The 24,355-nt window shown below is 60.3% G+C and carries 18 protein-coding genes and 1 tRNA gene; 10 read left to right on the forward strand and 9 right to left on the reverse strand.

Annotated features, from left to right (window positions below):
• Positions 1-185 precede the first annotated feature (185 nt).
• Together ACFMO7_RS14330 and nfi are read left to right on the forward strand one after the other, a co-directional pair.
• The gene (locus ACFMO7_RS14330; RefSeq protein ID WP_376796170.1) at positions 186-968 is read left to right on the forward strand and encodes a class I SAM-dependent DNA methyltransferase; all 783 of its coding nucleotides are present in this window, start codon (positions 186-188) and stop codon (positions 966-968) included.
• Positions 969-971: 3 nt separating this feature from the next.
• The gene (gene nfi / locus ACFMO7_RS14335) at positions 972-1,730 is read left to right on the forward strand and encodes a deoxyribonuclease V (RefSeq protein WP_376796171.1); all 759 of its coding nucleotides are present in this window, start codon (positions 972-974) and stop codon (positions 1,728-1,730) included.
• 87 nt (positions 1,731-1,817) lie between these two features.
• On the opposite strand, the gene ACFMO7_RS14340 is transcribed toward nfi, so the two are convergent.
• From ACFMO7_RS14340 to mnmG, 3 genes are all read right to left on the reverse strand, one after another.
• Complete coding sequence (locus ACFMO7_RS14340) at positions 1,818-3,140, reverse strand: ATP-binding protein (protein WP_376796172.1); 1,323 nt, start codon at positions 3,138-3,140, stop codon at positions 1,818-1,820.
• 12 nt (positions 3,141-3,152) lie between these two features.
• Positions 3,153-3,836: a response regulator transcription factor gene (locus ACFMO7_RS14345; protein ID WP_376796173.1), complete on the reverse strand. Its 684-nt coding sequence runs from the start codon at positions 3,834-3,836 to the stop codon at positions 3,153-3,155.
• Positions 3,837-4,182: 346 nt separating this feature from the next.
• The gene (gene mnmG / locus ACFMO7_RS14350; RefSeq protein ID WP_376796174.1) at positions 4,183-6,231 is read right to left on the reverse strand and encodes a tRNA uridine-5-carboxymethylaminomethyl(34) synthesis enzyme MnmG; all 2,049 of its coding nucleotides are present in this window, start codon (positions 6,229-6,231) and stop codon (positions 4,183-4,185) included.
• 332 nt (positions 6,232-6,563) lie between these two features.
• Here mnmG and ACFMO7_RS14355 point away from each other — a divergent pair.
• The 6 genes from ACFMO7_RS14355 (at position 6,564) to rlmD (ending at position 12,389) form a co-directional block, all read left to right on the forward strand.
• Positions 6,564-6,647 (forward strand) — tRNA-Leu (locus ACFMO7_RS14355).
• 552 nt (positions 6,648-7,199) lie between these two features.
• A complete protein-coding gene (locus ACFMO7_RS14360) occupies positions 7,200-7,763 on the forward strand; it encodes a DUF4352 domain-containing protein (protein WP_376796175.1) in 564 nt (187 codons plus the stop codon).
• A 500-nt stretch (positions 7,764-8,263) separates the two neighbouring features.
• Positions 8,264-8,917, forward strand: coding sequence for a sigma-70 family RNA polymerase sigma factor (locus ACFMO7_RS14365; RefSeq protein ID WP_376796176.1), 654 nt, complete (start codon positions 8,264-8,266; stop codon positions 8,915-8,917).
• Positions 8,898-9,464 (forward strand): hypothetical protein, encoded by a 567-nt coding sequence (locus tag ACFMO7_RS14370; RefSeq protein WP_376796177.1) that lies wholly within the window; start codon positions 8,898-8,900, stop codon positions 9,462-9,464. Before ACFMO7_RS14365 ends, ACFMO7_RS14370 begins: the two co-directional genes overlap by 20 nt.
• A 186-nt stretch (positions 9,465-9,650) precedes the next feature.
• Positions 9,651-10,646 (forward strand): polymer-forming cytoskeletal protein, encoded by a 996-nt coding sequence (locus ACFMO7_RS14375; protein ID WP_376796178.1) that lies wholly within the window; start codon positions 9,651-9,653, stop codon positions 10,644-10,646.
• A 387-nt stretch (positions 10,647-11,033) separates the two neighbouring features.
• Positions 11,034-12,389: a 23S rRNA (uracil(1939)-C(5))-methyltransferase RlmD gene (rlmD, locus tag ACFMO7_RS14380; RefSeq protein ID WP_376796179.1), complete on the forward strand. Its 1,356-nt coding sequence runs from the start codon at positions 11,034-11,036 to the stop codon at positions 12,387-12,389.
• A gap of 230 nt (positions 12,390-12,619) precedes the next feature.
• Here the strand turns inward: rlmD and ACFMO7_RS14385 are convergent, their stop codons facing one another.
• The gene (locus ACFMO7_RS14385; RefSeq protein WP_376796180.1) at positions 12,620-14,191 is read right to left on the reverse strand and encodes a PH domain-containing protein; all 1,572 of its coding nucleotides are present in this window, start codon (positions 14,189-14,191) and stop codon (positions 12,620-12,622) included.
• A gap of 86 nt (positions 14,192-14,277) precedes the next feature.
• The gene (locus tag ACFMO7_RS14390) at positions 14,278-14,811 is read right to left on the reverse strand and encodes a hypothetical protein (protein ID WP_376796181.1); all 534 of its coding nucleotides are present in this window, start codon (positions 14,809-14,811) and stop codon (positions 14,278-14,280) included.
• A gap of 695 nt (positions 14,812-15,506) precedes the next feature.
• Between ACFMO7_RS14390 and gyrA the strand changes: the two genes are divergently transcribed.
• Positions 15,507-18,080 carry a DNA gyrase subunit A gene (gene gyrA, locus ACFMO7_RS14395; RefSeq protein ID WP_376796182.1) on the forward strand — a complete coding sequence of 858 codons (2,574 nt, stop codon included), beginning with the start codon at positions 15,507-15,509 and terminating at the stop codon, positions 18,078-18,080.
• A 203-nt stretch (positions 18,081-18,283) separates the two neighbouring features.
• Here gyrA and ACFMO7_RS14400 read toward each other — a convergent pair whose 3' ends face one another.
• Positions 18,284-18,676, reverse strand: a complete 393-nt coding sequence (locus ACFMO7_RS14400; RefSeq protein ID WP_376796183.1) for a hypothetical protein — start codon at positions 18,674-18,676, stop codon at positions 18,284-18,286.
• A 13-nt stretch (positions 18,677-18,689) separates the two neighbouring features.
• A complete protein-coding gene (locus ACFMO7_RS14405; RefSeq protein WP_376796184.1) occupies positions 18,690-19,469 on the reverse strand; it encodes a glycosyltransferase family 2 protein in 780 nt (259 codons plus the stop codon).
• Positions 19,470-20,074: 605 nt separating this feature from the next.
• On the opposite strand from ACFMO7_RS14405, the gene hisS reads away from it, so the two are divergent.
• A complete protein-coding gene (gene hisS / locus ACFMO7_RS14410) occupies positions 20,075-21,376 on the forward strand; it encodes a histidine--tRNA ligase (RefSeq protein WP_376796185.1) in 1,302 nt (433 codons plus the stop codon).
• A 209-nt stretch (positions 21,377-21,585) separates the two neighbouring features.
• On the opposite strand, the gene ACFMO7_RS14415 is transcribed toward hisS, so the two are convergent.
• Positions 21,586-22,815, reverse strand: coding sequence for a hypothetical protein (locus ACFMO7_RS14415; RefSeq protein ID WP_376796186.1), 1,230 nt, complete (start codon positions 22,813-22,815; stop codon positions 21,586-21,588).
• Positions 22,816-22,893: 78 nt separating this feature from the next.
• Positions 22,894-24,312, reverse strand: coding sequence for a tRNA uridine-5-carboxymethylaminomethyl(34) synthesis GTPase MnmE (mnmE, locus tag ACFMO7_RS14420; protein ID WP_376796187.1), 1,419 nt, complete (start codon positions 24,310-24,312; stop codon positions 22,894-22,896).
• Positions 24,313-24,355 lie beyond the last annotated feature (43 nt).

Genomic DNA, 24,355 nt, shown 5'->3' on the forward strand with positions numbered 1-24,355 from the left:
CTTCCTGTTCCTCTCGCGGGAGACTTCGCCCGCTGTCGCCTTTACTAGCGCCCGGCGGTCTCTGGCCGACCATTGGGCTTAGGTTCCCTTCCTCTTTTTCCCCTCTTGCGGCTCTTCTGTCGCCGTGCTATCATCGGAAAAGTATTACAGCGCCCATCGCCGAGCCATGCGGAGCAGATCTTTCTATGCAACCACAAGAGAGAGTCAACGACTACGACACTATCGCAGCCTTCTACGACATTGAACACGCGCACTTCCTGGAAGACCTCGACCTCTACCGGGACTTTGCGGAGCTGTGCGGCCCCTATGGTCCTTTGCTAGAGGTAGCTTGCGGCAGCGGTCGCCTGCTGGTGCCACTGGCGCGCGAAGGCTATGAGCTGACCGGCGTCGACGTCTCGACCGCTATGCTCGAACGCGCGCGCCAGCGCCTGATACAGGAAGGTCTTCTTTCACGAGTGACGCTGGTACAGCAGGATATGCGGACCCTACACCTGGAGCAGCGCTTTCGGCTGGCTTTTATCGCCCTCGGCTCCTTCGCTCACCTGACCGCGCGCAAAGACCAGCAACGAACGCTGGCCTTACTCCGCGCCCACCTGGTGACCGGTGCCACCCTCATCCTGGATCTAAGCAACGCCGATGCTCGCGCGATGGAGAATCTCAGTGGGCAGCTCCTCCATCAGGGGACCTGGGAGTGCGCCGATGGTAGCCTTCTGACACACTTCGTTTCGCCCTTCGCCTCTGCAACCCGCCACGTACTGGAGCTTGTCCACTTCTATGATCAGTACTGTCAAGGAGAAACGGTGCGGCGTACGGTCACGCGCACCACTTTTTATCTCTTTGAGCGCAGTGAGCTGGAATTGATGCTAGAGCAGGCGGGTTTTGTAGTGAAAGATGTTTACGGCAATTATGAGATGGCACCCTATGAGCTGCAAAGCCCGCGCATGATCTTTATTGCGGAGGCCCGATAGACCATGCGACGAGCACGCCCGCCCCTACACCAGTGGAATCTACAGCCGGAGCAGGCCATCGCTCTCCAGAGGGAGCTAGCCGGCCGAGTCATTCGTGAGGACCGCCTGCCGTCCCAGGTCCAGCATATTGCCGGTGTCGATCTGGCGATCAATGAGAATAATGGTCTGGCGCGCGCCGCCGTTGTACTGCTCTCCTATCCCTCTTTAGAGCTGGAGGAGCAACACGTCTACGAAGAGCCAGTCCGTATGGAATATATTCCAGGTCTGCTCTCGTTTCGCGAGCTACCCTGCGTGTTGGGAGCGCTCGCGCTGCTGCGGCAGGAGCCGGATCTGATCATGGTCGACGGCCAGGGGATTGCCCACCCGCGTCGGCTGGGCATCGCCTCGCACCTCGGTCTCTGGCTGGACGTCCCCACGATTGGCTGCGCCAAATCAGTGTTGCGGGGCCACTACAACGAGCAGGAATTAGGGGAATCGGTCGGCTCCTGGGTTCCTCTGCGCGATCAGGGCGAGGTCATCGGTGCCGCCTTGCGCACGCGCGAGCATGTCAAACCGATGATCATCTCGATCGGCCACCGGGTTAGCCTGGAGACCGCCCTCCGCTATGTGCTCTCCTGCAGCCGTGGTTACCGTCTGCCAGAGCCGACGCGCCTGGCCGACCGGCTCTCGAAGAACAACGCTTACCGCGAGCCGGCCAGTGGCACCCGGGGAGGACAGGGTACAGCCTCGGACGGAGCGGTTCAAGATTCGCTCTGGCAGTAAGGTCCAGTGCCGGCAGAGGAATCGCCTTCCCTCTTCGCCCTCCTGTCCAGGTAGATACCTGAGTCTGGCTTGCCTTTCCTGCCTGGTCTAGCGGCCGGCCTCCGTCTTCACGCCGGGCAGCGGTGCCTCACGATAGAGAGGAAGAGTAAAATAGAAGGTCGTGCCCCGGTTGGGAACCGTCTCGAACCAGATCCGGCCTCCGTGTTGTTCAACGATGAGGCGGGCGATTGTCAGTCCCAGCCCGTAGCCGCCCATTCTGGATTGCATACTATGAGTAGCCTGATAGAAGCGTTCAAAGACGTGCGGTTGATCCTCGGGCGCAATGCCAAAGCCAGTGTCTTGCACGGAGAGCAGGGCCATTTGGGGGTCATCTGGGTCAGGTCGGGCACGCAGGATCACCATTCCACCCGGTGGAGTGAACTTAATGGCATTGCCTAAGAGGTTAGAGAGGACCTGCTTGATGCGCAGCGGGTCAGCCAGCACCAGCGGAGTATTCAGCTCGATCTCTTTGCTCATCACGATCTCAGCCTTGTACGCCAGCGGCATTAGACCCTCCAGGACCTGCTGTGCCAAGACCTCGATGTTGACCTGCTGCAGTCGCATTTCAAAGCGTCCGGCATCGGAGCGCGCCATGAAGAGCACGTCCTCGGCCAGCGAGAGCAATTGCTGCAGGGCCTCGCCGGCATAGCCGAGATACTCGCGCTGGGTCTCGTTCAAAGGTCCCATCTGGCCACGCAGCAGCAGCTCGATAAAGCCATGCACCGAGTTGAGCGGCGTGCGTAACTCATGTGAGACCATCGATACGAAATGCTCCCGCATGCGATTGGCCATTTTGAGAGCAGAGATATCGCGCGCCAGAAAGAAGACATAGCGTTCTTCAGCTGTCACGATAGGGGTGACGCTGACCGATGCTTCCCAGCCCTCGACAGGCTCGAGGCCGAGGATGGTTTCCTCGTTGGCCAGCGGTTTCCCTCCCTGTAAGACTCGCACAAGGGGACAGTCAGAGGTACCGCAGAGCAGCTTGCGATCGAGACTGCGGCACCTGAGTATCTGGGCGCAGCCCTGCCCCACCACCTCAGCCGCTTCCCACTTGAGAGTAGCCGCCGCCGCGGGATTAAAGGCCCGAAGACGAAAGTGGCTGTCTAGCAGAAAGGCCACATCCGTAGTAGCCGCCAGAAACTTGCCGGCGCACTCGTTTAATAGCTCCATCTCGGATGGGGCATTGCGCTCGGGAGGGTGACGTTCCCGCACCACTTTCTTTTTGCCGACCATTTCTTCCCCCTGATGCGCTTGATCCTGGAGCGATGAGCTGCTCCGCTGAGCACTATCTTCCGTATCGCTGGCCAGCCTGGCTTCAGGAGTAGTGAGAGCGCGCTCCTTCACTCGAGAGCGCCGAGAAGCCGATTTCACCACATTCCCCCTTTACTTGCTGACAAACTTATAGCCAATACGACGCACAGAAATAATATGCCGCGGATGCGCAGCATCCGGCTCCAATTTTTTGCGCAAACGACCAATGTAGACATCTACAATATTGCTATTATTCTCATTATCGTTCCAGACCGAGGAAAGAAGCTGATCGCGGCTGACCACCTGATCGGGACAACTCATGAGGACGCGCAAGACCTGCATCTCTGTGCGGGTCAAGGGGACTCTGATGCGATCATTGATGACCACCTGCAGCTCAGCCGGGAATAGCTCGATCGGACCAACTCGAATGCTTTGCCCCTCGCTACGCCTGCCGCGCTTGATGCGGCGGAGCACAGCCTGGACTCGGGCCACCAGCTCCTGATGATCGAAAGGCTTACAGATATAGTCGTCAGCACCAATATGAAAGCCTTTAAGCTTGGATTCCATGCTGTCCTGGGCGGTCATGAAGATCAGAGGGATGTCGTAGCCCTCAGCTCGCAGCCTGGCTGTAAACTCGAAGCCGCTCTGGTAGGGCATGGCGATGTCGAGGATCAACAGGTCAGGCTCGCGCTTCTGGATCATCTGCATGGCTCCGCGAGGGTTGTCCGTGACTTCGACTTCGTAGCCTTCCTGTTTGAGCGCAAACTGCACCAGCGCAGTTGTAAACTGGCTATCATCAACCACAAGGATATACACAGTTCTTCCCCTCTTCAGCACGTAGTGCTCAACCGCCGGGGACGGGGAAGTCCGCAGCCAGGGTCGGGCTGCGCTCTGCCTCACGGCCCGGCAGGATGGGCATGCTGTTCGGATACATCGCTATAGAAGCAAAGGAGCGTAGCTAGCCTAAGCGGTAGTCGCATGCCATGCCTCCTTGCATCCCTTTCCAGGCCAGGACAACCGACAGCCGTTCTTCCTTACCACGGCCCATCAATAACGTGCCAGGGGTTCATCGCTGCCCTCCTCCCTCTGTACTCTGCCTTCCTTCGCCTCTCGCTTTGCTCACCGGGGGCCACTACTACCTACTACCACCAGCCACCTCGGGCTACGAGACGGCCCTCTTTGCCGCCCGTAGCTTCTCCACGTAAACCATCAGAATAGCGATATCTGCGGGCGTGACTCCCTCGATGCGCGAGGCCTGTCCAACCGTGCGCGGGCGCAGGCGCTCCAGCTTCTGCCGCGCCTCCGTCCGCAAGTGGGGAACCCGCTGATAATCCAGGCTCTCGGGAATCAGCAGCCCTTCAAGTCGCTGGGCCTGCCGAACCAGTTGTTGTTGTTTTTGCACATAGTATTCGTATTTGACCTGGAGTTCAACCTCCTGAGCAACCTCCGGCGCCAGAGCCGGCAGGGGCGCCTCTGTCTCTGTTGCCTGCTCATCCTGGTAGACACGGCGGGCCAGCTCAGCGACCTGTTCGTAGCGCACCTCGGGACGACGCAGCAGATCGCGAGCCGAAGTCATCTGGCCTGGCGGCGCTATGCCAACCTCACGCGCAGCGGATTCCACGCTGCGCGAGGGGGTGAAGATGACCCTGCTCAGGCGTCCCAGGCTGTGCTCTATCTGCTCGCGCTTGCGCAGGACCTGGGCGTAGCGCTGCTCGTCAATGAGGCCGAAGCGGTAGGCGTAGTCGCTCAGGCGGAGATCGGCGCTATCGGCACGCAGAAGCAAGCGATACTCCGCCTGCGAGGTATGCAGGCGATAGGGTTCGCTGAGGGGACGAGTGACCAGGTCGTCGATCAGCACGCCGATATAGGCTTCGTGCCGGCCCAGCACAAAGCCAGGCTCGCCACGAGCGTAGAGCGCCGCATTAATGCCGGCCATGAGACCCTGAGCGGCTGCCTCCTCGTAGCCGGAGGTGCCGTTAATCTGGCCCGCCAGGAAGAGGCCCTCCACCGCACGAGCTTGCAGCGTCGGCTTGAGCTGATAGGGGGGAACATAGTCATATTCGACAGCGTAACCGAAGCGGACAATCTCAACATGCTCCAGGGCCGGAATAGAGCGCAGCATCGCCAGTTGCACGTCCTCGGGCAGGCTGGTGTTCATCCCCTGCACATAGACCTCGCCCGTGCGCCAGCCTTCCGGCTCCAAAAAGACCTGATGGGAGGGCTTTTCGGCGAAACGCACCACCTTATCCTCGATAGAGGGACAATAGCGGGGGCCGATGCCCTCGATGAGACCATTGAAGAGAGGAGAGCGATGGAGATTGGCGCGAATCACCTCGTGGGTGCGCTCATTGGTGCGCACCAGATAGCAGGGTAGCTGCGGGCGCCAGCCGTAGAGGTCTTCAGCGCTGACTGGATAGACCGGGTTGGGGCGTCCGCCTGGGAGCTGGACGTCGGCCCGCGCCTTTTCATCCCAGGAAAAATAGAGAGGGACGCGGCTGCCCGGCTGCGGCTCGGTCTTGCTGAAATCAATGGTGCGCGCGTCGATGCGCGGAGGTGTGCCGGTCTTGAAGCGACGCACCTCCAGACCAAAGGCCCGTAGGGAGTCGGCGACCCCCAGGGAGGGGCCTTCACCGGCCCGCCCGCCCGGCTGGGTTTTCTCGCCTACTACCAGGCGCCCGTTGAGAAAGGTCCCCGTCGTCAGCACGACCGCTTTGGCCTCATACTGCCAGCCGGTGCTTGTGACGACGCCGCAAATAGCCGGGCGTCCATCCTCCCCCTGCTTGTAGAGAAAGTGGGTGATCGTCGCCTGCTTCAGATCCAGATTCGGCTGAGCCTCCAGGGCGAATTTCATCGCCAGACGGTAGGCTTGCTTGTCACACTGAGCGCGCAGGGCCTGGACCGCCGGCCCCTTGCCGGTGTTGAGTAAGCGGATCTGAATGAAGGTGCGATCCGTGTTACGTCCAACTTCGCCGCCCAGGGCATCGATCTCCTTAATCAGGTGCCCCTTGGCTGGTCCACCCATCGAGGGGTTGCAGGGCATAAGTGCCACGCTATCCAGGTTCATGGTCAGTAGCAGGGTCCTGCGCCCCATACGTGCACTGGCCAGCGCGGCCTCGCAGCCAGCATGGCCCGCCCCGACCACGATCACCTCATACCTGCCTCGCCACTGCCCTTCACCAGAAAAATTGTGAGTGCCTGCTTCGTTTGTCATTTGTTGCGTTCCGCCCACTTACATGTCATGTACATGTATAACGATCACTCTGGTATTATGCCGCAGATAAAAAGGCGCGTCAATACAGCCACCGCCGCCTTTGACAAATTGCCCCTCACGCTGCCCGCAAAAGGAGAATTGGCAGAGCGTCCACTTGTCCTCTCCTCTGAGATCTGCTAGAATTGCACTGGTGCCGGAAGTATGGCAGAGCTTGCTCTGACCGGTGGAAGCACCCGCCTGGTCTCCTGGCGGAAGGTGGGCGCCCGCGAGGGCACTGAGAGGGGAGAGAGGGAGAGAGGCGAGCAGGGCCTGCAAGCGGGTCAGGGCACGTTGGGGCGATGGCGGAACGGTAGACGCAGGGGACTTAAAATCCTCTGGGCATTGCGCCCGTGTGGGTTCGAGTCCCACTCGCCCCACCTTTTCTTCCGGGCGCTTCCCTGGCCCCTTCCCTCCCCTTCCCTCGCCAAGTCCTGCCTGTCATGCAAGCATCGTTGGCCCCCTTTTTCCCCCAATCCTCTGAGTCCGACGGCCCTCTTCTCGCCCTAAAGTAACACAGTCCCCTGAGCCAGCTAACAATGCGCCCTTCCTGCTGCTCCTCCTTCTCGCGCCCTCCAGCCCAGACCATCACCCCCAGGCGGGCCGCTCGCCAGATCAGAGCAGAGCGGCAGCTTTCTGCGTTCAGAAGGCCCCGGCCATCCCCTCGCAACTTCGGTCACCAGCTTCTCATTCGCGGACCACCTCTCCCGGCTTTTTGCTAAAGAAAAGCCAATAAATCAAGTAGAGAGATCACCCTTTTCAAGCAGAATGGAGTGGCAATTTCATGCTTAACACTATCTTCAAGCCGCGTACTGAGCCATTTCACCAGGGAACACGAACGATAAAAATGGTGGCCGCTGGCGTTGAGCGATTGGGAAGACACTTCCCAAGACCTGCTAAGCCCTTCAGAAAGGAACGGAGGTTGATCAACGATGAAGCGTGTGTTGAGTGTCGTGGTAGGAGTGGGGCTAATCATCCTGGCCCTGCTGGCATGTGATGGAAGCTCGGACAACTCCTCCTCCAACACGGGCAGCGCAGTCAGTCCTGCCCCCTCGACCAGCAGCAACAAGGCCAGCGGGACCACAGCTACCAGCGTCCCAACCACCCAGCATTTCAAAGTCGGTCAAACGGTCAAAGTTGGCGACACCTGGCAGGTGACTGTCCTGGGGGTCAAAACCAGCGACGGCGATGAGTTCAGCCAGCCCAAAGCCGGCGATACCTTCCTGCTCATCGACGTCGCGCTGAAGAATCTCAGCAGCAGCGAACAGACAGTCTTTTCTATCGTGAACTTCACCTTGAGAGACAGCAGCGGCCAGCAGATGGATTTGGCCATAGTTAGCTCAGCGCCCAAGGCGCCCGATGGCAAAGTCGAGGCCGGGGGGCAGATCCGCGGCACCCTGGCCTACGAGGTGCCTCGCTCGGAGCACCACTATACGCTGGCCTTCGTGAGCGATCTCCTGGAGAGCGGCCAGACCATCTGGGATATCACCATTTAGCGCTCTCGCTCCTTTCCTTTTCCCCTTGCTCCGCTTGCTCAGATAGCACGTTTCAGGGGAGAACAACGGACGTCCTGTAGCTTTGTTGTCCTCTCTACAGGACGTCCGTCTCACTCGATCTCTGAGACCAGCCAGCCAGCTACTTGCCCTGGCTTTGCGCCCACAGCCAGGCCGCAGCCGCCCGCCTGCAAGCCGAATCTCCTAGGCCGGAGCCGCCCCTTGCCAGAGCCTTTGCCCCCGTGCTACACTTGCCAAAAGATTACAACTTTTTTAGTCACCGCTCGTATCTCGCTATAGAAGGACTTTCCAATCCATTTCTATATATAGATAAAGCGGTCAAAAAGGAAACGAGCGGATAGCCGAAGATGGATTCGACACTACGCGCATCAGGAGCGCTGAGTCTTGGGCCAGTAGCCCAACCAGCAGGACATATAGCTCGCAAGCGAGGGCGAGGCAGGCGGTCTGAAGAAAGTGGCGAGACGCTTACCAGCCGGAGCCATGTGCAGAGTGGGCAGGGGGCAGGCGTAGAAGAGCAGATACTGCGCGGGCAGGTACAAGGGACAGCCGTGGAGGCGATCAGCGATACGGCGCTGGTCGAGCTAGTGCTGGCGGGCGAGCAAGATGCCTTCAGCGTGCTCGTCGAGCGTTACAAAGATGCGGTCTACAATCTGGCCTATCGCATGTTAGGCAACGTGACCGAAGCAGAGGACGTCACACAGGAAGCCTTCGTCCGCGCCTACATGCAGCTAGCCAGCTATAAGCCTGCCCACAAGTTCAGCACCTGGTTGCTCTCGATCGCTTCCCATCTGGCAATCGATCAGTTCAGACGGCGACGCTTCCTGGCCAGGTCGTTGGAAGAGGTGCCGTTTCTCGAATGGATCGTCGATCTCGGCAGCAGCCCCGAGCAGTCCGCGCTAGAGGGTGAGCAGCACGACGAGATTCAGCGTTACCTACAACGTCTCCCCGCCAAGTACCGCGCGGTGATTGTTCTGCGCTACTGGTACGACCTATCCTACGAGGAGATCGCCAGCGCCCTCAAGCTGACGCCTGCCCTGGTGAAGGCTCGCCTGCACCGCGCACGGGAGCTGCTCGCACGCTACATGCAGCAGGAAGACGCAAAGGAGGGAGAGGTCGATGCGCTGCCGCGACGCTAGAGCATGGCTATGTGAGGAGCACAGCGACAGCGAGGCCGAGACGGCACGCCTGCGCTCTGAGGTGCTCTCCCATCTGGCTCTCTGCCCTGCCTGCCGTCAATACGCGCAGCAGCAGCGGCGGCTGCAACAGCTTCTGGGGGCGAGTTTCTCGCCTGTCTCGTGCCGCATCTCCACCGCGCAGATCATGCAGGCCATCTACCTGCGCCAGCGCACCACACGCCAGCTTGAGGAACTGCACCAGCAGCAACGTACGCGCCTGGCACGCCTCCAGACCTTAAGCTCCTTATTCTTAGTCTCGCTGTTTATTCTAACCGCTGGTATTCCTTTCTTACTCTTCCTGCTCTTTTTCAATCAGCCCGAGCTACTGGTCAGAACGCTCCTGCTGCTGAGCGACATGGTTGATGCGTTCCTGGTGATGCTCACCTACCTGCGCCTTGGCCTGAGCTTTGTCTCACAAGACAACCTGCTCTTGGCCGGGCTGGCCTTCCTCCTTCTCCTGCTGTCAGCGATGTGGCTGCGCCTCATGCGCGCTCCACAAGAGGCTTGACTGCTGCCTGTCCGTCTGATAGAGGGCCAGCGATGGGGAGAAGGAACAGCGGGCCGAGAGAAAGCGAGCAGCGCCGGTCAGCTTGCCTGCGGGATCGATGGCCGAACAGCAGGCCCGAGCCTGAGCAGCAATCAGCCTCTGAGCCTGGCCGGTGGTCCATATTGAGAGCGAGGGGATCGGGAGCCGATGCATAAGCCTAAGTGGAAACAACAGCTGTGGCTCTTGCTTGCGGGAGCCGGCTGCATGGGGTTGGTGATGTTCTGCCTCCTATTGCTCCTTTCCACAGGAGCGTTCTTTCCGAGGGAGACCTACGCCGCTCCCGCCGTGCTTCCCCAGCAAGAGTTTCCTGGAGGGGGTGATCAGTGCACTAGACGCGGGCCGTTCATCGGTGGCAATCTCGTGGTCGCCAGCGATCAGGTGCTCTGCAGCGATCTTATCTCTTTTGGTGGTACGGTGGCTATTAATGGCACGGTGAATGGGAATGTGATGGTAATTGGAGGCAATGTCATTATCGAGGGCACCGTGAATGGGGATGTCAATCTCTACGGCGGGGTGGTCACCCTGCAAAGTGGCTCCCACGTTCATGGCGATATTCACCTCTACAACGCTCGCTGGGCACGCGAGCAAGATGCTCAGCTCGATGGCACCCTAATTGACCGCTCGCAGCATTTGATCTGGCCCTTCACCAGCTCCTTGAGCTTTAGTTTCCCTTCTCTCTCTCTGCTGATCTGGGTGGGGCTTGGTCTCTTGCTCACCTGGTTGCTTCCTGAGCACGTGATGCTGGTTCGCACCACTATCCAGACCTGCGCCGGGCGCAGCTTGCTTGTGGGCCTGCTCAGCTCAATCCTCGCTCCCGCTCTGATCCTACTGCTGGGTACACTGATTATCACTATTCCGCTCGCTATTATAGTGGCTGTAGGATTGATTGCGGGATGGGCGCTGGGTATGGTAGCCCTCGGTCTGCTGATCGGTGAACGACTCTTACATACGTCCGCCCCACTGCGGTATGCTCGCTTTATCCAGGTGGCGGTGGGCCTGTTGATCCTGATCCTGGCTGGCTCTCTCCCTCTCATCGGCTGGCTGGTTGGCCTGGCAACGGGCTTGCTGGGACTGGGCGCTGTGCTCTTGAGCCGCTTTGGTACCCGGCTCTATGGTCTGCCCAGATATCCACTCATGCTCTAGACCCAGTCCTGTCCGGCTCCTCTTCCGCTTCCTGGTCTGGCCTGGCCTGGCCTGCCAGGGGACCGTAGGAGAAGAGTGGCCTGCCGGTAAGAACTGACCATCGCCTGACTGTGCGACATCCTGTATAATAGGGGCGTATTACAGATTGGGCCCGTCGCTTGCGGGCCCCCCCTTCCCAAGCTCAGAAGAGGGGGTACGTACGGCCCCTCCTTCTTTACCCCTGCTGTTGCACAACAGTGTAGGTTTGGTTACTCGTTACAATGTTGGAAAGATGGGACGGCACAATCGATGCGCTCGTAGGGCCTGCCCCCGCAGTCATGCGTGCAACCGATCAGGACGTTTGCAGGGACGCAAGCCGCTAGAGTGCAGGTGGCCGCCGAGGTGATTATGAGCATCGACGTTGAATTGACAGACCTTGCCTATGGAGGCGACGCCGTAGGAAGATACGAGGGACGGGTCCTTTTTGTACCCGGTGGCATTCCCGGCGAACGAGTGCGGGTGGAAATCGTTGAAGAACGCCGTGGACATGCGCGGGCGGCGCTGTTGGAAGTCTTGCGTCCAGCTCCCGAGCGGGTGGAGCCGCGCTATCCTCAGCTGACCGACTGCGGCTGTCAGTGGCAGCATATCGCTTACCCCGCTCAACTGACCTGGAAGGCCCATATCGTTCGCCAGTTGCTGGTGCGCATCGGCAAGCAGCCCGATGCGGTGGTCCATCCGACGATCGGCATGCCCCCCGGTGTTTCGCCCTGGCACTACCGCAATATTGCCCAGTTCTCAACTGGCCCCAATTGCGAGATCGGCTTCCAGCTCACCGACAGCCATGACGTCCAGGACCTTGAGGATTGTCCTCTGCTCCATCCAGCACTGGATATGGTCTATCAGCGCGTGCGCGCCAAGCTGTTGAAGTACTTCGGGGACGCCCTGGGCCAGATGATCCAGAAGTTCACGATCCGCGGCGCCGTCGGCACTGTCAGTCCCGCCGGTGGCTCCGGCGAGACGGCTCGGGCCGTGCCTACGCTGCTGACAATCCAGGCCCGCCCTGGCTCAATTATCGAGGCCCCTCAGCAGTTGGCCCACGAGCTGATCACCATCGCCCCCGGCATCGTCGGGGTGATTATCGAGCGCGTCGGCGGACGCTTCGGGCGCGTGGTGGTGGGCCAGGAGTTCCTCACCGATATGGTCCTCGGTAAACGTTTCCGCGTCTCCGCTGACTCGTTCTTCCAGGTGAATATCACTCAGGCCGCAACTCTGATAGAGCGCACGCTCGCTATGCTGGAGCCGCGCCGCAGCGATGTGGTGCTCGATGGCTATAGCGGCGTCGGCCTCTTCTCGGCTTTCTTGGCTAGCCACGCCGCCCGTGTGATCGCCATTGAGTCCCAGCCCAGCGCGGTGACCGATGCGCGCGCGAACGCTTTGCTCAATAATCAGAACAATATTACGACGATCGAGGGCACGCTGGAACGCCTGCTGGGACAGCTCCATTACCGCCGTGAGCGCATCGATCTGGCAGTGATCGACCCACCACGCGCCGGCTGCCATCCCAAGGCCCTTCAGGGCCTGCTGGCTCTGGCCCCGCGGGCAATCTGCTATGTATCGTGCGATCCCAGTACCCTGGCGCGCGATATCGCAACGCTCTGCGCCGGCGACCGCTATCGCTTGATCGCCGCCCAACCCATCGATATGTTCCCCCAAACTTACCATATCGAGTGCGTTGCTCTGCTCGTCCGTGGGAATATGCGCTGAGCCTGAGCCGCCGGCTTACTGTAAGGGCACTCTTCCCTGAGTAGGTCGATCGCTTTGTGCGGTTCTCTTTCTTGTATAACAAGAGCGTCAAGTCGGCAAAGGACTCCTTTCCCCAAGGGCCGGAGTCTGCAAGGCCGGCGCGACGCTCTGGCTTTTTCTCGCGGGAACGCTCAAGCTCTGCCTGCGCCGCTGGTAGCTGGCTGCTTTCGCACCCTCAGCGCCGTTGAGGCTTATGGCCGCTTGCTCAAATAGACCTGAATCTCTCCTCCCTGGCTAATGACGGTCCCCGGCGGGGGATTCTGGCGCACGACCAGCCCTGGGGGCAGATCGGGATAGGAGCAGTCCTCTCCCACCGCTACGACACGCAGGCCAAACTCGCTGGCCCGCTCGACCGCCGACCAGTAATCTAGACGCTGCAGATTAGGGGCCCCATAGTTGAGCCACTTCCCTTCTAGAGTTGCCAGAACGGCTGCAAACCAGGTCTGCAGCTCCTTCTTGCTGGCATTCTCCTTGGAAACGGCATCTACCCGATCCTTGTAGCCCTTGATGGAGTAGATCTTGTCCTGGACCAGGAACGGATGGTCAACGGTGGCCAGGACAATGTCGGCGCTGGAACCGGGGGTCTCGATGTAGACATTGCCGATATCGAGCAGTCGCTCGATGACGCTGGAGACCGTGACCTTGATATCACGGATATTCTTGTACTCGGTCTCCACCCGCGCCTCGTAGAGGAAAATCAGGCGACGCTGGATGTCGATGATACGCCGGTTCGTCAGAATGTAGACATCGTCGACGTAGTTGATGTAGATCAATCCCATGACGAGCAGAAGCACGACCTCAAGCAGGGCTACCAGGTACCAGGTAGCGGGCAGCAGCAGCGAGACGCGAATCGCCAGCAGTGGAATACCGACGAAGAAGAGCAGGGGCAGAGCCAGGTTACGATAGAGAACATAGCGCGAGCGCTGGATGTACTCAACGGTGAACTCACCAGAGGAATAATGGACATCGCAGGGAATGCGCAGGGGTCCCCCAAAGGTTCGCCGGGGACCACGCACACGATCGGGATGACGCAGGGGATAGCGCTCGTCGGCATCCTGCAGCTTCGGTACTTCTTTGGTCTTGGCTAGCTGCTCCAGCACGCGCGTCAGGTCCTGGTCGCGAGGAGCCGGCGGCTTCTCCTGCGGCTTCTTATTGCCCTTTACCTCGGCGGTCAGCCCTTCGATGGCATCCTTGACCTTACGCGGCGCGGGAACATCTTTCATAATGAAGTCGCCGCCCGTCAAATAGAGGTGAACATTGCCATAGGAGAGCAGCAAGCTGGCCAGGCTGTCCTGATCGATGCCAACCTGGTTGATTTGATGAATCTCGATCTGGTGGCGCACCGGCTGCATGACGCCCCGCGAGCTGATGAGCCGCTTATTGGTAATGATATAGGTCTCCAACCACCAGTCGAGAAAGTCCTTCCAGAGGAACCAGCCAAAGGCCGCCACGGTCAGAAGCGTAATGATGACCTCCAGGGCCAGCCAGAGTCCTCCAAGGAGCGGCTGGCGGGTGCTGGCCCAGATCACCAACAACAAAGCCAGGACCAAACCAATGGTGGGCATGGCTGGCCTCAGCAAGAAGACCTTGTGCTTGCGCACCACCAAACGGACAACCTCATCTGGCTGCTGACCGGGGAAGTGCCAGCGTTTGTCGCGCCCCCAGCGGAATTGACGAATGTTCCAGCGCGCGCGTCCCGAGCGCCAGGGGTCATCTTTCTCCTGTTCTTCGGCAGCGATGGTTTTGGCATCTTTCTTGCTCATCGCTTACTCACCTCGGCTCTCAGCCCGCCGCATCAGGCCTGGCCAGATCCGGCCTGGCCTCCACGGCCAATGCCCTCCAATCTCCTTTACTTCTTCTTCCCCAGGCTGGTCGAGACCAGCCGAATCACAACGACGATGGCAATAATGATAAAGAGCGCCAGGGCATAATAGCCCACGCGGGACTGGTCCACAAGAATGAATCCCTGGCCGAGCATGACACGCTGGGTATCAGGAAAGACAAGGTTCGTCAAGCCGAAGGCGACAATTACTCCCGTGACAAATGAGGGGACCAGACCGAGAACGCGGTCCTGTGGCACACCTGGTTTGGGAAAGAGGCGATTGCCAAGCAGATAGCCCGCTGCCACGAGACCCACAACGCAAATAATAGTCACCGCTGTGATGGCCCGCCCGGCCGGCGAGACGCCTGGAATATCGACGAAGAACTGAGCCAGAATCTGGGCCAGCCCCCGCCCGATGTTCAAGATCAGAAAGAGGACCGCCCCTAGAATAAAGGGTACCAGGAACAGCTCACGACGCCATCCTCGGCGGTAACCAAACCACATGAAGATCAGGATGACCAGGATCGACAAGGCCAACTGCAGTGTAAGATGCCATTCCATAGAGACCTGCCGCCGGGGCTCCCCAGACACAGCCAGGGGAGAAAGGCGGCCCCCTCCTTTCTGTCAGCATAGGGTTGACAACACGTTCCTCTGAGGCTATCCTCCTCTGCTTGAGGATAAAGGTACTACAAGAAGATCCTTGTAGCAACGGCTCCTCCTCACAGGATACAGGAAGGGAGAGCGCCTGATCAGGTCACTGTCTCACGGGGCAGTGGGCTGGCATCAACCAGTCCTGAAGCCCGAGCCAACAAGGCGGCCGGCTGCGCAGGCACATCCCTTGCTTCAGCCGGGAAGCGTTGACTGTTGCTTTCCCTTCTCCCTCTCACGGCTTCTCCTAAAGAGCACGCTCGCCATCGACACAGCTCTTGTCCGGTGCAGAGTTCGCGGCATCCGCTCTGCCGCGCTTAATAAACCTCTTTTAATCCCGCTCTAGCATCTATCATACCACATATCAGCTATGAAATATAGGACTGGAGGGGTGAAAAGCTGCGGGTTTTCACTTCCCAAGAGGGACGTTCTGGCCCCCATTCGCATTTTTCTCTCAGATGTGCTATACTATAAGAAAAAGTTAGCTTGAGAGGGAGGCTCAGCCTGGCCAGAGAGTCGCAGCACCTCTGTCCGTCTTACCCCAGGCGATCCAGCCAGCCGCCGTCGAAAGCCAGTGCTGATCTTTCTTTCCGCTTGAGGATTTTTGCATGATGGAAGAAGTAGGCAATGTCAAAACTGTTGATATTGTTGAACAGATGACTGTAGCCTATCTGAACTACTCCATGAGCGTGATCGTCAGCCGAGCGCTGCCGGATGTGCGCGATGGCCTCAAGCCGGTCCATCGTCGCATCCTCTACGCTATGGAGCAGATGGGTTTGCAGGCCAATAAACCCTTTCGCAAATGTGCCGGCACCGTCGGCGAGGTGCTCAAGCTCTACCACCCGCACGGCGATGTCGCCGTCTACGATACACTGGTGCGCATGGCCCAGCCCTGGTCGATGCGCTACCCGCTGATCCTGGGGCAAGGCAACTTTGGCTCTCAGGACGATGACCCGCCCGCGGCCATGCGCTACACGGAAGCCAAAATGGCTCCCATCACCGACGAGATGCTGCGCGATATCGACAAAGACACGGTCGATTTCGTGCCCAACTACGACAACCAGACCAAGGAGCCAACGGTGCTGCCGGCCCGCCTGCCCAATCTCCTCGTCAATGGCTCAGCAGGCATCGCTGTCGGCATGGCCACCAACATTCCCCCGCATAACCTTGTCGAGGTCTGTAACGGCATCATCTACCTGATCGACCATCCCGAGGCTACCACCGAGGACCTCTCGCGCATCATCCTCGGCCCTGATTTTCCCACAGGAGGCATTATCCAGGGCCGCGAGGGCATTCGCAACATGTACGCCAACGGGCGCGGGCGCATCGTGGTGCGCGCCCGGACCCATATCGAGGAGAACGAGCGCGGACGCGCCAGCATTGTAGTTACCGAGCTACCCTATCAGGTTAACAAGGCCGAGCTGGTTAAAAAGATCGCTGAGCTGGCCCGCGACAAGAAGATCGAGGGGATCGCCGAGGTGCGCGATGAATCCGATCGCCGCGGTATGCGCATGGTCATCGAGCTGAAGCGCGATGCGAATCCGACCAGCGTCCTTAATTCGCTCTATAAGTATACGGCCATGCAGAGCGCCTTTAACGCGAATATGCTGGCCCTGGTCGATCGCCAGCCGCGTATTCTCACGCTGAAGGGCTTCCTGCAGCACTATATCAACCATCGCGAGCAGGTCATCACGCGGCGAACTCGCTATGAGCTGGCTCGCGCCGAGGCCCGCAAACACATTCTTGAGGGATTCCGCAAGGCGTTTGAACACCTCGATGCCATTCTGCAGACGATTCGTCAGTCGCAGGGAACCGAGGCCGAGCTGAACCGCACGCTTCAGGAACAGTTCGGCTTCTCAGAAGCCCAGGCCAGCGCCATCCTCGATATGCGCCTCGCTCGTCTGGCCGCCCTCGAACGCCGCCAGGTCGAGGAGGAGCTGCGCACCGTTCAGCAACACATCGATTATTATACTCTGGTGCTGAGCGATATCAATGAGGTGCGCAAGCTGATTAAGGCCGATCTGGAAGAGTTAAAGGAGAAGTACGGCGATCCGCGCCGCACCGATATTCGCGAGGGAGAGGCCGGCGATTTCACCGAAGAGGACCTCATTCCGAACGAGGAAGTGGTGGTGACGCTGACGGAGAAGGGCTATATTAAGCGTCTCCCGTCCAGTACCTACCGCGCCCAGCGCCGCGGTGGTAAGGGCGTAACTGGCATGGTCACGCGCGAGGATGACGCTGTTCGCCATTTGCTGGTAGCCCACGCTCATGACAGCCTGCTCTTCTTTACGGATCGGGGCCGCGTCTATCAGCTGCGCGTCTACGAGCTGCCCGACGTTAGTCGCACGGCCCGCGGCGAGCATCTGATCAATCTGATCGCCCTCGATCAACAGGAGCGGGTCACGGCCATCGTGGCTGTCCCCAAAGGGGTGAGCCGCGACTACATGATCGTGGCCACTCGTAAGGGCGAGATCAAGAAGACGGTCATGAGCGAGTTCGAGAGCGTGCGCCGCCAGGGCTTGATCGCCATGAATCTCGATGAGGACGATCGTCTGATTGGGGCCAAGCTGGCACGCGCCGATGACCACGTGCTGCTGATTACCGCCCACGGCAAGGCCATCCGCTTTACTGTAGAGGAGCTACGCGCGGCGTCGCGCATGAGCGGCGGCGTGCGTGGCATTCGGCTGGAAGAGGGCGATAGCGTGGTTTCGCTCAACCTGACTCCACGCAACAGCGAGCTGCTGGTGGTGACGGAGCGCGGCTACGGCAAGCGCACGCCCATTGAGGAGTACCCGCTACAGAGCCGCGGCGGCAGCGGCGTGCTGACGGCCAAGGTCACAGAGAAGACCGGTCCTGTGGCTACCGCTCGCATCATTACCGATCTCGATAACGACCTGATGATTATTACTGCCGGAGGCGTGGTGATCCGCACAGAGATCAGCAATGTCTCCCGCCTGGGACGCGCCACCCAGGGTACACGCTTGATGACGATCGCCGAAGGCGACAGCGTGGTGGCGGTGGCTACCACGAATGGGAAGCGCAGTGGGGAGCGCGAGGAAGGCCCGTCTGCCCAGGATGACCAGACTCCGGCAAGGGAGGAGTCGGCGCCCGCTATAGAGGAGAGGCAGGACCAGGAGGCCCCCATCTCTCTCGCCAGCTCCTCTGAGCCTGAGCAGGAATAGCTCGCTACCAGCACGCCAGACAGAAGAGCAGGGGGCAGGCCAGGTCTGGTCCGCCTTCCTTTCCATCAGGAAGACAATCACCAGATCCAGCCTGCCCCTCGCGCTTCCTGATTCGGCGCGCGGCGGTCTTTGCCTTGGCCGCCCATGATTCCTGCCTACACCCACGACCCTCTCACCACAGACCAGCCGTCTTGCCTGCTTCCCTACAGTTCCGCCTGCTCGTTGAAGAGCCGCGCCAGTTCCTGAGGCGACGGCAGAGGCTGGCCGGCACGGACACGTTGAGCTGCTAGCCGGTCTTGATGGGCACTCTGGCGTACCAGCGGGAATGAGCGGCGGAACTGGCGCGCGAAGTTGACAGCCTTCTGTTCGGAGAGCGCGGCACGCCGCTCATAGGCATAGGCCAGCAGCTCCCGCTTGAGATTGTCCTCGGCCTCTACCAACAGCAAGAAGGCAAGGACAAAGTCGGGCTTGCCCCGCTCGGCGTAGGAGCGCGCGTATTCCAGACCGTTGGCCCCTTCTGCCAGGCGTTGCCGGGCCTGAACGGTGAAGACCTCTTTGAGGGCAGGAGCATACAGCTCGGCAAAGGTCGCGCTCATGTTCGTCTCTACCTCATTCGTGCAAGATGGCCCGATAGGCCCGCCTCTGACGGCGTTCCTCTCGCCGCCACTTCCAGGCGTAGTAGATCAGTTCGCGGAAGGCTCGCGCGATAACCTCCGGCCTGGCGCCGGTGGCTCGCCCCCCCCGGCGCGGCAGGTGATGCACGCCAACTTCAGTGTAGGTATAGCCTGCGCGCGTGAACTTGTAGAGGATCTCGGTATTGATCATGGCTCCGCGCGTCTCCAGCTTGTGCTCGCGGAAAAACTGCGAGCGGTAGAGCTTGAAGGCACAGTCGATGTCGCGCACGCGCAGGCCGAAGACCAGACGCACCAGCCATTTCCAGCCCCAGGCGTTCAACTTGCGCATCCAGGTGTCCTGACGCTTGATCCGGTAGCCGAGAACCGCATCGAAGCGCTCGATGAGCGGAAAGAACTGTTCGATGTCGTGGATATCGAACTGGCCATCGGAATCCATGAAGAAAGCCAGGTCTTTGCTCGCCGCCTCAAAGCCACTGACCAGGGCCGCCCCATAGCCACGATTGACTGGATGGTTGATGAGGCGAATGCGCGGATCGCTGGCAGCCAGGGCCTCGACTATGGCTCTGGTGTTGTCTCTGCTGCCGTCGTTGACTACTACGACCTCAAAGTCCTGCACCCACGGGGTCAGGGTCTTGAGCACATTTTGTAGCGTGCCGGCAATGGCTGCCTCTTCGTTATGGGCAGGCAGAATGACCGAAAGGCTGTACTTCGTCTTGACTCCTGTCTCAATGGTTTCTGATTGTAATTCGCTCATAGCTCCTTGTTACTTGCCGTACGGCAGTTAAGATGAAGAAGAAGAACCGGGCATTTCTTCTGGCTCGCACGGCCCAACGGAGATGTCAGTAGCATCCTTGCTGACGTGCAGACCTTGACCATTCTGGCCCATGCATAGCTGGATGCCTGATGCCGACTGCCGGCGGAGGCGTGTGCAGGACCTGCCATCCCGGTACATGCGGAGAGGCCCTTTGGCATTCCAGCAAGCCTGATGGTAGCTACAGAACGAGCCAGTTCCTCAGTTGTGTAATACCATTTCCCCGTCAGAATGTCCAGAGGCCAGGCTCGTGGGCTATGGACTGCACCACCGCCGTGTCGCCAGGCGCTTTCTCGCCTGTTTTTCCCGCCTCAAATGAGCACAGGGCTGGCAGGCGAGTCCTCCCTCCCCTTAACTAATCATGAGTGTAACGCCTGCTTTAGCTCAAGAGTAACAGACCCGCAGCTTATGGCCAGATCGGCGGGCGCTCCGGCCACAACCTTCCCCCTGGCCGCTCTCTTGTCGCCTGCGCCTGGCCCCTCCCCTGGACAGCATCTGCTATAATAGGCTGTGCATTTCCGATCTGGAGGCGCGAAGAGTAGCGAACTATGTCAGCAGCACAGCAGTACCGGGCCCTGCAGGGCTTCCGCGATATCTTGCCGGATGAACAGCCTTATTGGCGCTTCGTTGAGCAGACCGCCGCGAGCGTGGCGGAGCTATACGGCTACCGCCGTATCGAGACCCCCATTCTGGAAGAGACCGGTGTCTTTCTCAAGACCTCGGGCGAAACCTCGGATGTGGTCGAGCACCAGATGTATACGTTTGAAGATCGCCCGGGCAGAGAGGGCCGCGGCCAGAGTCTGACGCTGCGCCCCGAGGGCACGGCGGGCGTGGTGCGGGCCTACCTGGAGCATGGCATGTTTAAGCTCCCTCAGCCCGTGAAGCTCTACTATCTCAGCGAGCCGATGTTCCGCCACGAGCGTCCCCAGGCCGGACGCTACCGTCAGCATCATCAGTTCGGCTGCGAGGCCCTCGGCGAGAGCGATCCCGCGATCGACGCTGAGCTGATCGCCCTGCTCTATCAGGTCTATCGGCAGCTTGGACTGCAAGGTATTCGTGTGCAACTCAACAGCATCGGTGATCCAATCTGCCGTCCACGCTATGTGGAGGCCCTGCGCGCTTACTATCGCCCTTTGCTTGACCAGTGCTGCCATAATTGCCAGTCCCGCTTCCAGAAGAATCCTCTGCGCCTGCTGGATTGCAAGGAGCCCCAGGATCAGGATAAGATCGCTGCCGCCCCCCGCAGCATCGACTATCTCTGCTCGGCCTGCCACGAGCACTTCGAAGGGGCACAACGTTTCCTGCAGCTTTACGAGGTACCTTTCGAGCTGAATCCGCTGCTTGTGCGCGGTCTGGATTACTATACGCGCACCGTCTTCGAGTTCACTTCCGAGGGGGATGCCACCGCCCTCAACGGCGGAGGTCGCTACGATGGGCTGGCCGAGCTGCTGGGTGGCCCCCCTACACCCGGAATCGGCTTCGGAATGGGTATCGAGCGCGTGATCCTGGAGCTGAAGCGCCAGGGGATTGTTCCCCCCTCCCCCGAAAGGCCGCGGGCTTTCGTGGTCTATATGGGCAAGGAGCCGGCCCTGAAGGAGGCGGCAGTGCGCCTGGTCGCGGAGCTACGTCATGCCGGTATCAAGACCGAGATGAGCTACGGTGACCGCAGCCCCAAGGCTCAAATGAAGCAGGCTAACGCCTCGGGAGCGGCTTTTGCCCTGATCGTGGGAGAGGAGGAGCTGGCCCAGGGATCGATCGCCGTCCGCTCCCTGCGCGCTGAAGATGCTGAAGGAGGGGCGCGCCAGGTCGTCATCCCTCGCTCGGACGTTCTCCGCTATCTCCAGGGCTGAGCGAGGCGAGGAGCAGAAGAGCACCAGGCGGCGGGAAGGAGCGCCTTGCCCTCTCTCCCCGCCGCGGCTGACGCTGCTGCTCAGCGGAGAAACAGTCCTACCTGTCTGTCGTTTCCTGCGGCCTTGCCGGCCTTCCCACAGCCTTCTCCGAGGCCGGTGCGCACACAGCTATCCTGGCCGCAATGGCGATCTCTGCCAGACGGCAGCCATCAGCTCGCCAGAATGGCTCGATAGTTTGCCGGTAGCTGACACCCCCGATAGAGCGCCCCCAGGAGGGCTGGCTGCGTCTGGACCTCGCGTGCCCCTTGTGGACAGCTAAGGGTCAGAGTTCGCGCTCCCATCCCCAGGTCCTGTCTCAAGGGCTTGGGATGTCCTCCTACATCTACTACGCCGATCGGCCAGAGCTGGCCGTCGATGACGAAGTCCTGCCCGCTGAAGTAGAAGAAGGGAACGCGGTAGCTCATGGCGGTGCGGACATCGCTAATCAGCGATAGGATGTGGGCAATGGCGATCTCGGTCGGATTGTAGACGTTGAGGCCACAGCCCTGGAAACAGCCAGTGCCCTCGACAATCCAGATGTGTTCTCCCAGCTTGCCGCTAGTGAGATCCAGGCCGAACTGCTGGGCCCAGAAGGCCAGCAACCCATAGAGGTTATTAACATAGTCGCCTGGATAGCCATTGTGCCAGCTATCGATGAGACCCAGGGTCTGGGTGCGCCAGCTCCAGTGGCCGCCTGGATGGACGAGCGTATTCATGGCGGTCTCCATCTCGTTGAGATAGGCAACACGCACCATGAGCTTGCCATAGTCGTCCGGTACCACAAGCGGATCAACCGAGCCAAGAATGACCTTGGCACCAGGGTCGTAGGTATCTACCGCCTGAACACAGAGGTCGTAGAAGCGCGCAAAGCGCTCAGGGGTGACGTAGGTTGTCCAGGCATCAAGCTTCATCTGCTCGTTGCCGCATTGCACGGCATCGGCTCCCGCCGAGGCGGCGTCTTGGAGAATGTTAGGATCATAGAGACGCGGCGGCCCCGCGCTCGGCTGGCAAAGCGTCAGCAAGACATGGAAGCCCGCTGCATGCATGCTGGCAATCGCGTTTTTGAGGGTCTGCCCCTGCAAGCCAGCCGCACCACAGCTGTGATGCCCCAGACGTACCCAGGCGATGCCCCCGGCCGCGGCGGCGGTCCGCCCCTCAACGCCAAGCACGGTGGCCGGATCACGGGTCGGCGAAGGGGTCGGAGTTGGAGTCGGGGTCGGTGTAAAGGTCGGCGTCGGGGTCGGCGTCGGCGAGGGGGTCGGTCGCTGGGCAACCGGCACCGGCGTCGGCTCAACTCCGCCGCTCATTATTTCTCCCAGCGCCAGCCGATAGGCCAGGGCTGTCAGCACGACGCTGCTCAGCATGATAACCACCGCCACGAGCAGCGTCGATCGCTTCACACTGCTCCTGAAGATCATTTTTCCTGTGCAGAGAGATTACTAGAAATAAATCGATACATAAGACACAAAAAGGAAAAGTTACTTACCAATGCAGAATTCGCTAAAGATGCGCTCGAGCAGGTCGGCGCTGGCCGTCTCGCCGGTGATCTCGCCGAGGGCCTGGCAGGCGGCCTGGAGGTCGATCGAGACAAAGTCGAGTGGCAGGCCCTGCTCCAGGGTAGCCAGGGCAGCCTGCAGATGCTGAGCAGCCTGACGCAGGGCCTCCTGATGGCGAAGATTCGTTACCAGTACGCTATCGCTCTGCAACGCTTTACCAGTTTGCACCAGGCTGGCAATTGTCTCCTCTAGCTGGTCCAAGCCTTCGCCAGTCAGCGTCGAAGTCATGACCAGGGGTGCCTCTGGCCAGAAGCGCCGCACCTCCGCAACTGGCAGCGCGCGCGGACGGTCTACCTTGTTGAGTACCAGGACCACAGGGCGGCCTTTCGCCGTCGCGTCGTTCGCCTGGCCGAAGCCCAGGCGCTGGAGTTCCTCGCAGACCTGTCGATCTTGAGCTGTAAAGTCCTCCGCGCTGTCGAAGACCAGGAGTACCAGGTCGGCGCTCTCGGCGGCGGCCCGGCTGCGCTGGATGCCGATCTGTTCGACCGGGTCCTCCGTAGGAGTGATGCCTGCGGTGTCGATGAGGTGCAGGGGAATGCCGCGCAGATTGGCCACTTCCTCGATGGTATCGCGAGTTGTACCGGCGATCGGGGTAACGATGGCACGCTCGCTGCGCAGCAGGGCGTTGAGCAGGCTCGATTTGCCAACGTTGGGGCGACCGATGATGGCCGTACGCAGTCCATCTCGGTAGAGACGGCCCTGCTCCGCTCCGGCCAGCAGTTCCTCGATCAGCCCCTGGGCTGCCCACATTTGCGGGCGCAGGTCTTCGGCTCGCGGCGCAGGGATATCGTCTTCGGGGAAATCGATGCTTGCCTCAATGCGCGCCAGTACTCCCAGGATCGCCTGACGGGCCTGGCGCAGGCGAGCCGAGACCCGCCCCTCTAGCTGCTGCATGGCCAGCCGCAGCCCCATCTCGGTGCGGGCACTAATGACATCCATGACGGCCTCGGCCTGGGCCAGGTCGAGGCGCCCATTAAGGAAGGCCCGCAGCGTGAATTCTCCCGGCTGGGCCAGCCGCGCCCCATGCTCAAGCACAAGGCGCAGAATCCGCCTCAAGATGAGCGGTCCGCCATGTCCCTGAATCTCCACCACATCTTCGCGCGTATAGGTGTGGGGCCGGCGCATGAAGGCCACCAGCACCTCGTCAAGCACCTCGCCGCTACGCGGGTCGACAATCCGCCCATAGGTGAGCTGGTGCGAGGGTGGAAGCGCCTGCTCACCCCCGGGCCGACGGAAGAGCGGGAGCACAACGGAAAAAGCCGCCTCCCCACTGACGCGCACGATGCCGATGCCACCCATACCGGGAGGGGTGGCGATCGCTGCTATGGTGTCACTCTGCATGGCTCCTCGCATAGTCCGCATTATAGACCCGTCCTCCCCAGGC

The organism is Thermogemmatispora sp. (assembly GCF_042408735.1).
GTDB lineage: Bacteria > Chloroflexota > Ktedonobacteria > Ktedonobacterales > Ktedonobacteraceae > Thermogemmatispora.

Coding starts and splice junctions, on each gene's coding strand:
- ACFMO7_RS14330 (WP_376796170.1), top strand. CDS start 186: ATGCAACCACAAGAGAGAGTCAACGACTACGACACTATCGCAGCCTTC.
- nfi (WP_376796171.1), top strand. CDS start 972: ATGCGACGAGCACGCCCGCCCCTACACCAGTGGAATCTACAGCCGGAG.
- mnmG (WP_376796174.1), bottom strand. CDS start 6,231: ATGACAAACGAAGCAGGCACTCACAATTTTTCTGGTGAAGGGCAGTGG.
- ACFMO7_RS14360 (WP_376796175.1), top strand. CDS start 7,200: ATGAAGCGTGTGTTGAGTGTCGTGGTAGGAGTGGGGCTAATCATCCTG.
- ACFMO7_RS14370 (WP_376796177.1), top strand. CDS start 8,898: ATGCGCTGCCGCGACGCTAGAGCATGGCTATGTGAGGAGCACAGCGAC.
- ACFMO7_RS14375 (WP_376796178.1), top strand. CDS start 9,651: ATGCATAAGCCTAAGTGGAAACAACAGCTGTGGCTCTTGCTTGCGGGA.
- rlmD (WP_376796179.1), top strand. CDS start 11,034: ATGAGCATCGACGTTGAATTGACAGACCTTGCCTATGGAGGCGACGCC.
- ACFMO7_RS14385 (WP_376796180.1), bottom strand. CDS start 14,191: ATGAGCAAGAAAGATGCCAAAACCATCGCTGCCGAAGAACAGGAGAAA.
- ACFMO7_RS14390 (WP_376796181.1), bottom strand. CDS start 14,811: ATGGAATGGCATCTTACACTGCAGTTGGCCTTGTCGATCCTGGTCATC.
- gyrA (WP_376796182.1), top strand. CDS start 15,507: ATGATGGAAGAAGTAGGCAATGTCAAAACTGTTGATATTGTTGAACAG.
- ACFMO7_RS14400 (WP_376796183.1), bottom strand. CDS start 18,676: ATGAGCGCGACCTTTGCCGAGCTGTATGCTCCTGCCCTCAAAGAGGTC.
- ACFMO7_RS14405 (WP_376796184.1), bottom strand. CDS start 19,469: ATGAGCGAATTACAATCAGAAACCATTGAGACAGGAGTCAAGACGAAG.
- hisS (WP_376796185.1), top strand. CDS start 20,075: ATGTCAGCAGCACAGCAGTACCGGGCCCTGCAGGGCTTCCGCGATATC.
- mnmE (WP_376796187.1), bottom strand. CDS start 24,312: ATGCAGAGTGACACCATAGCAGCGATCGCCACCCCTCCCGGTATGGGT.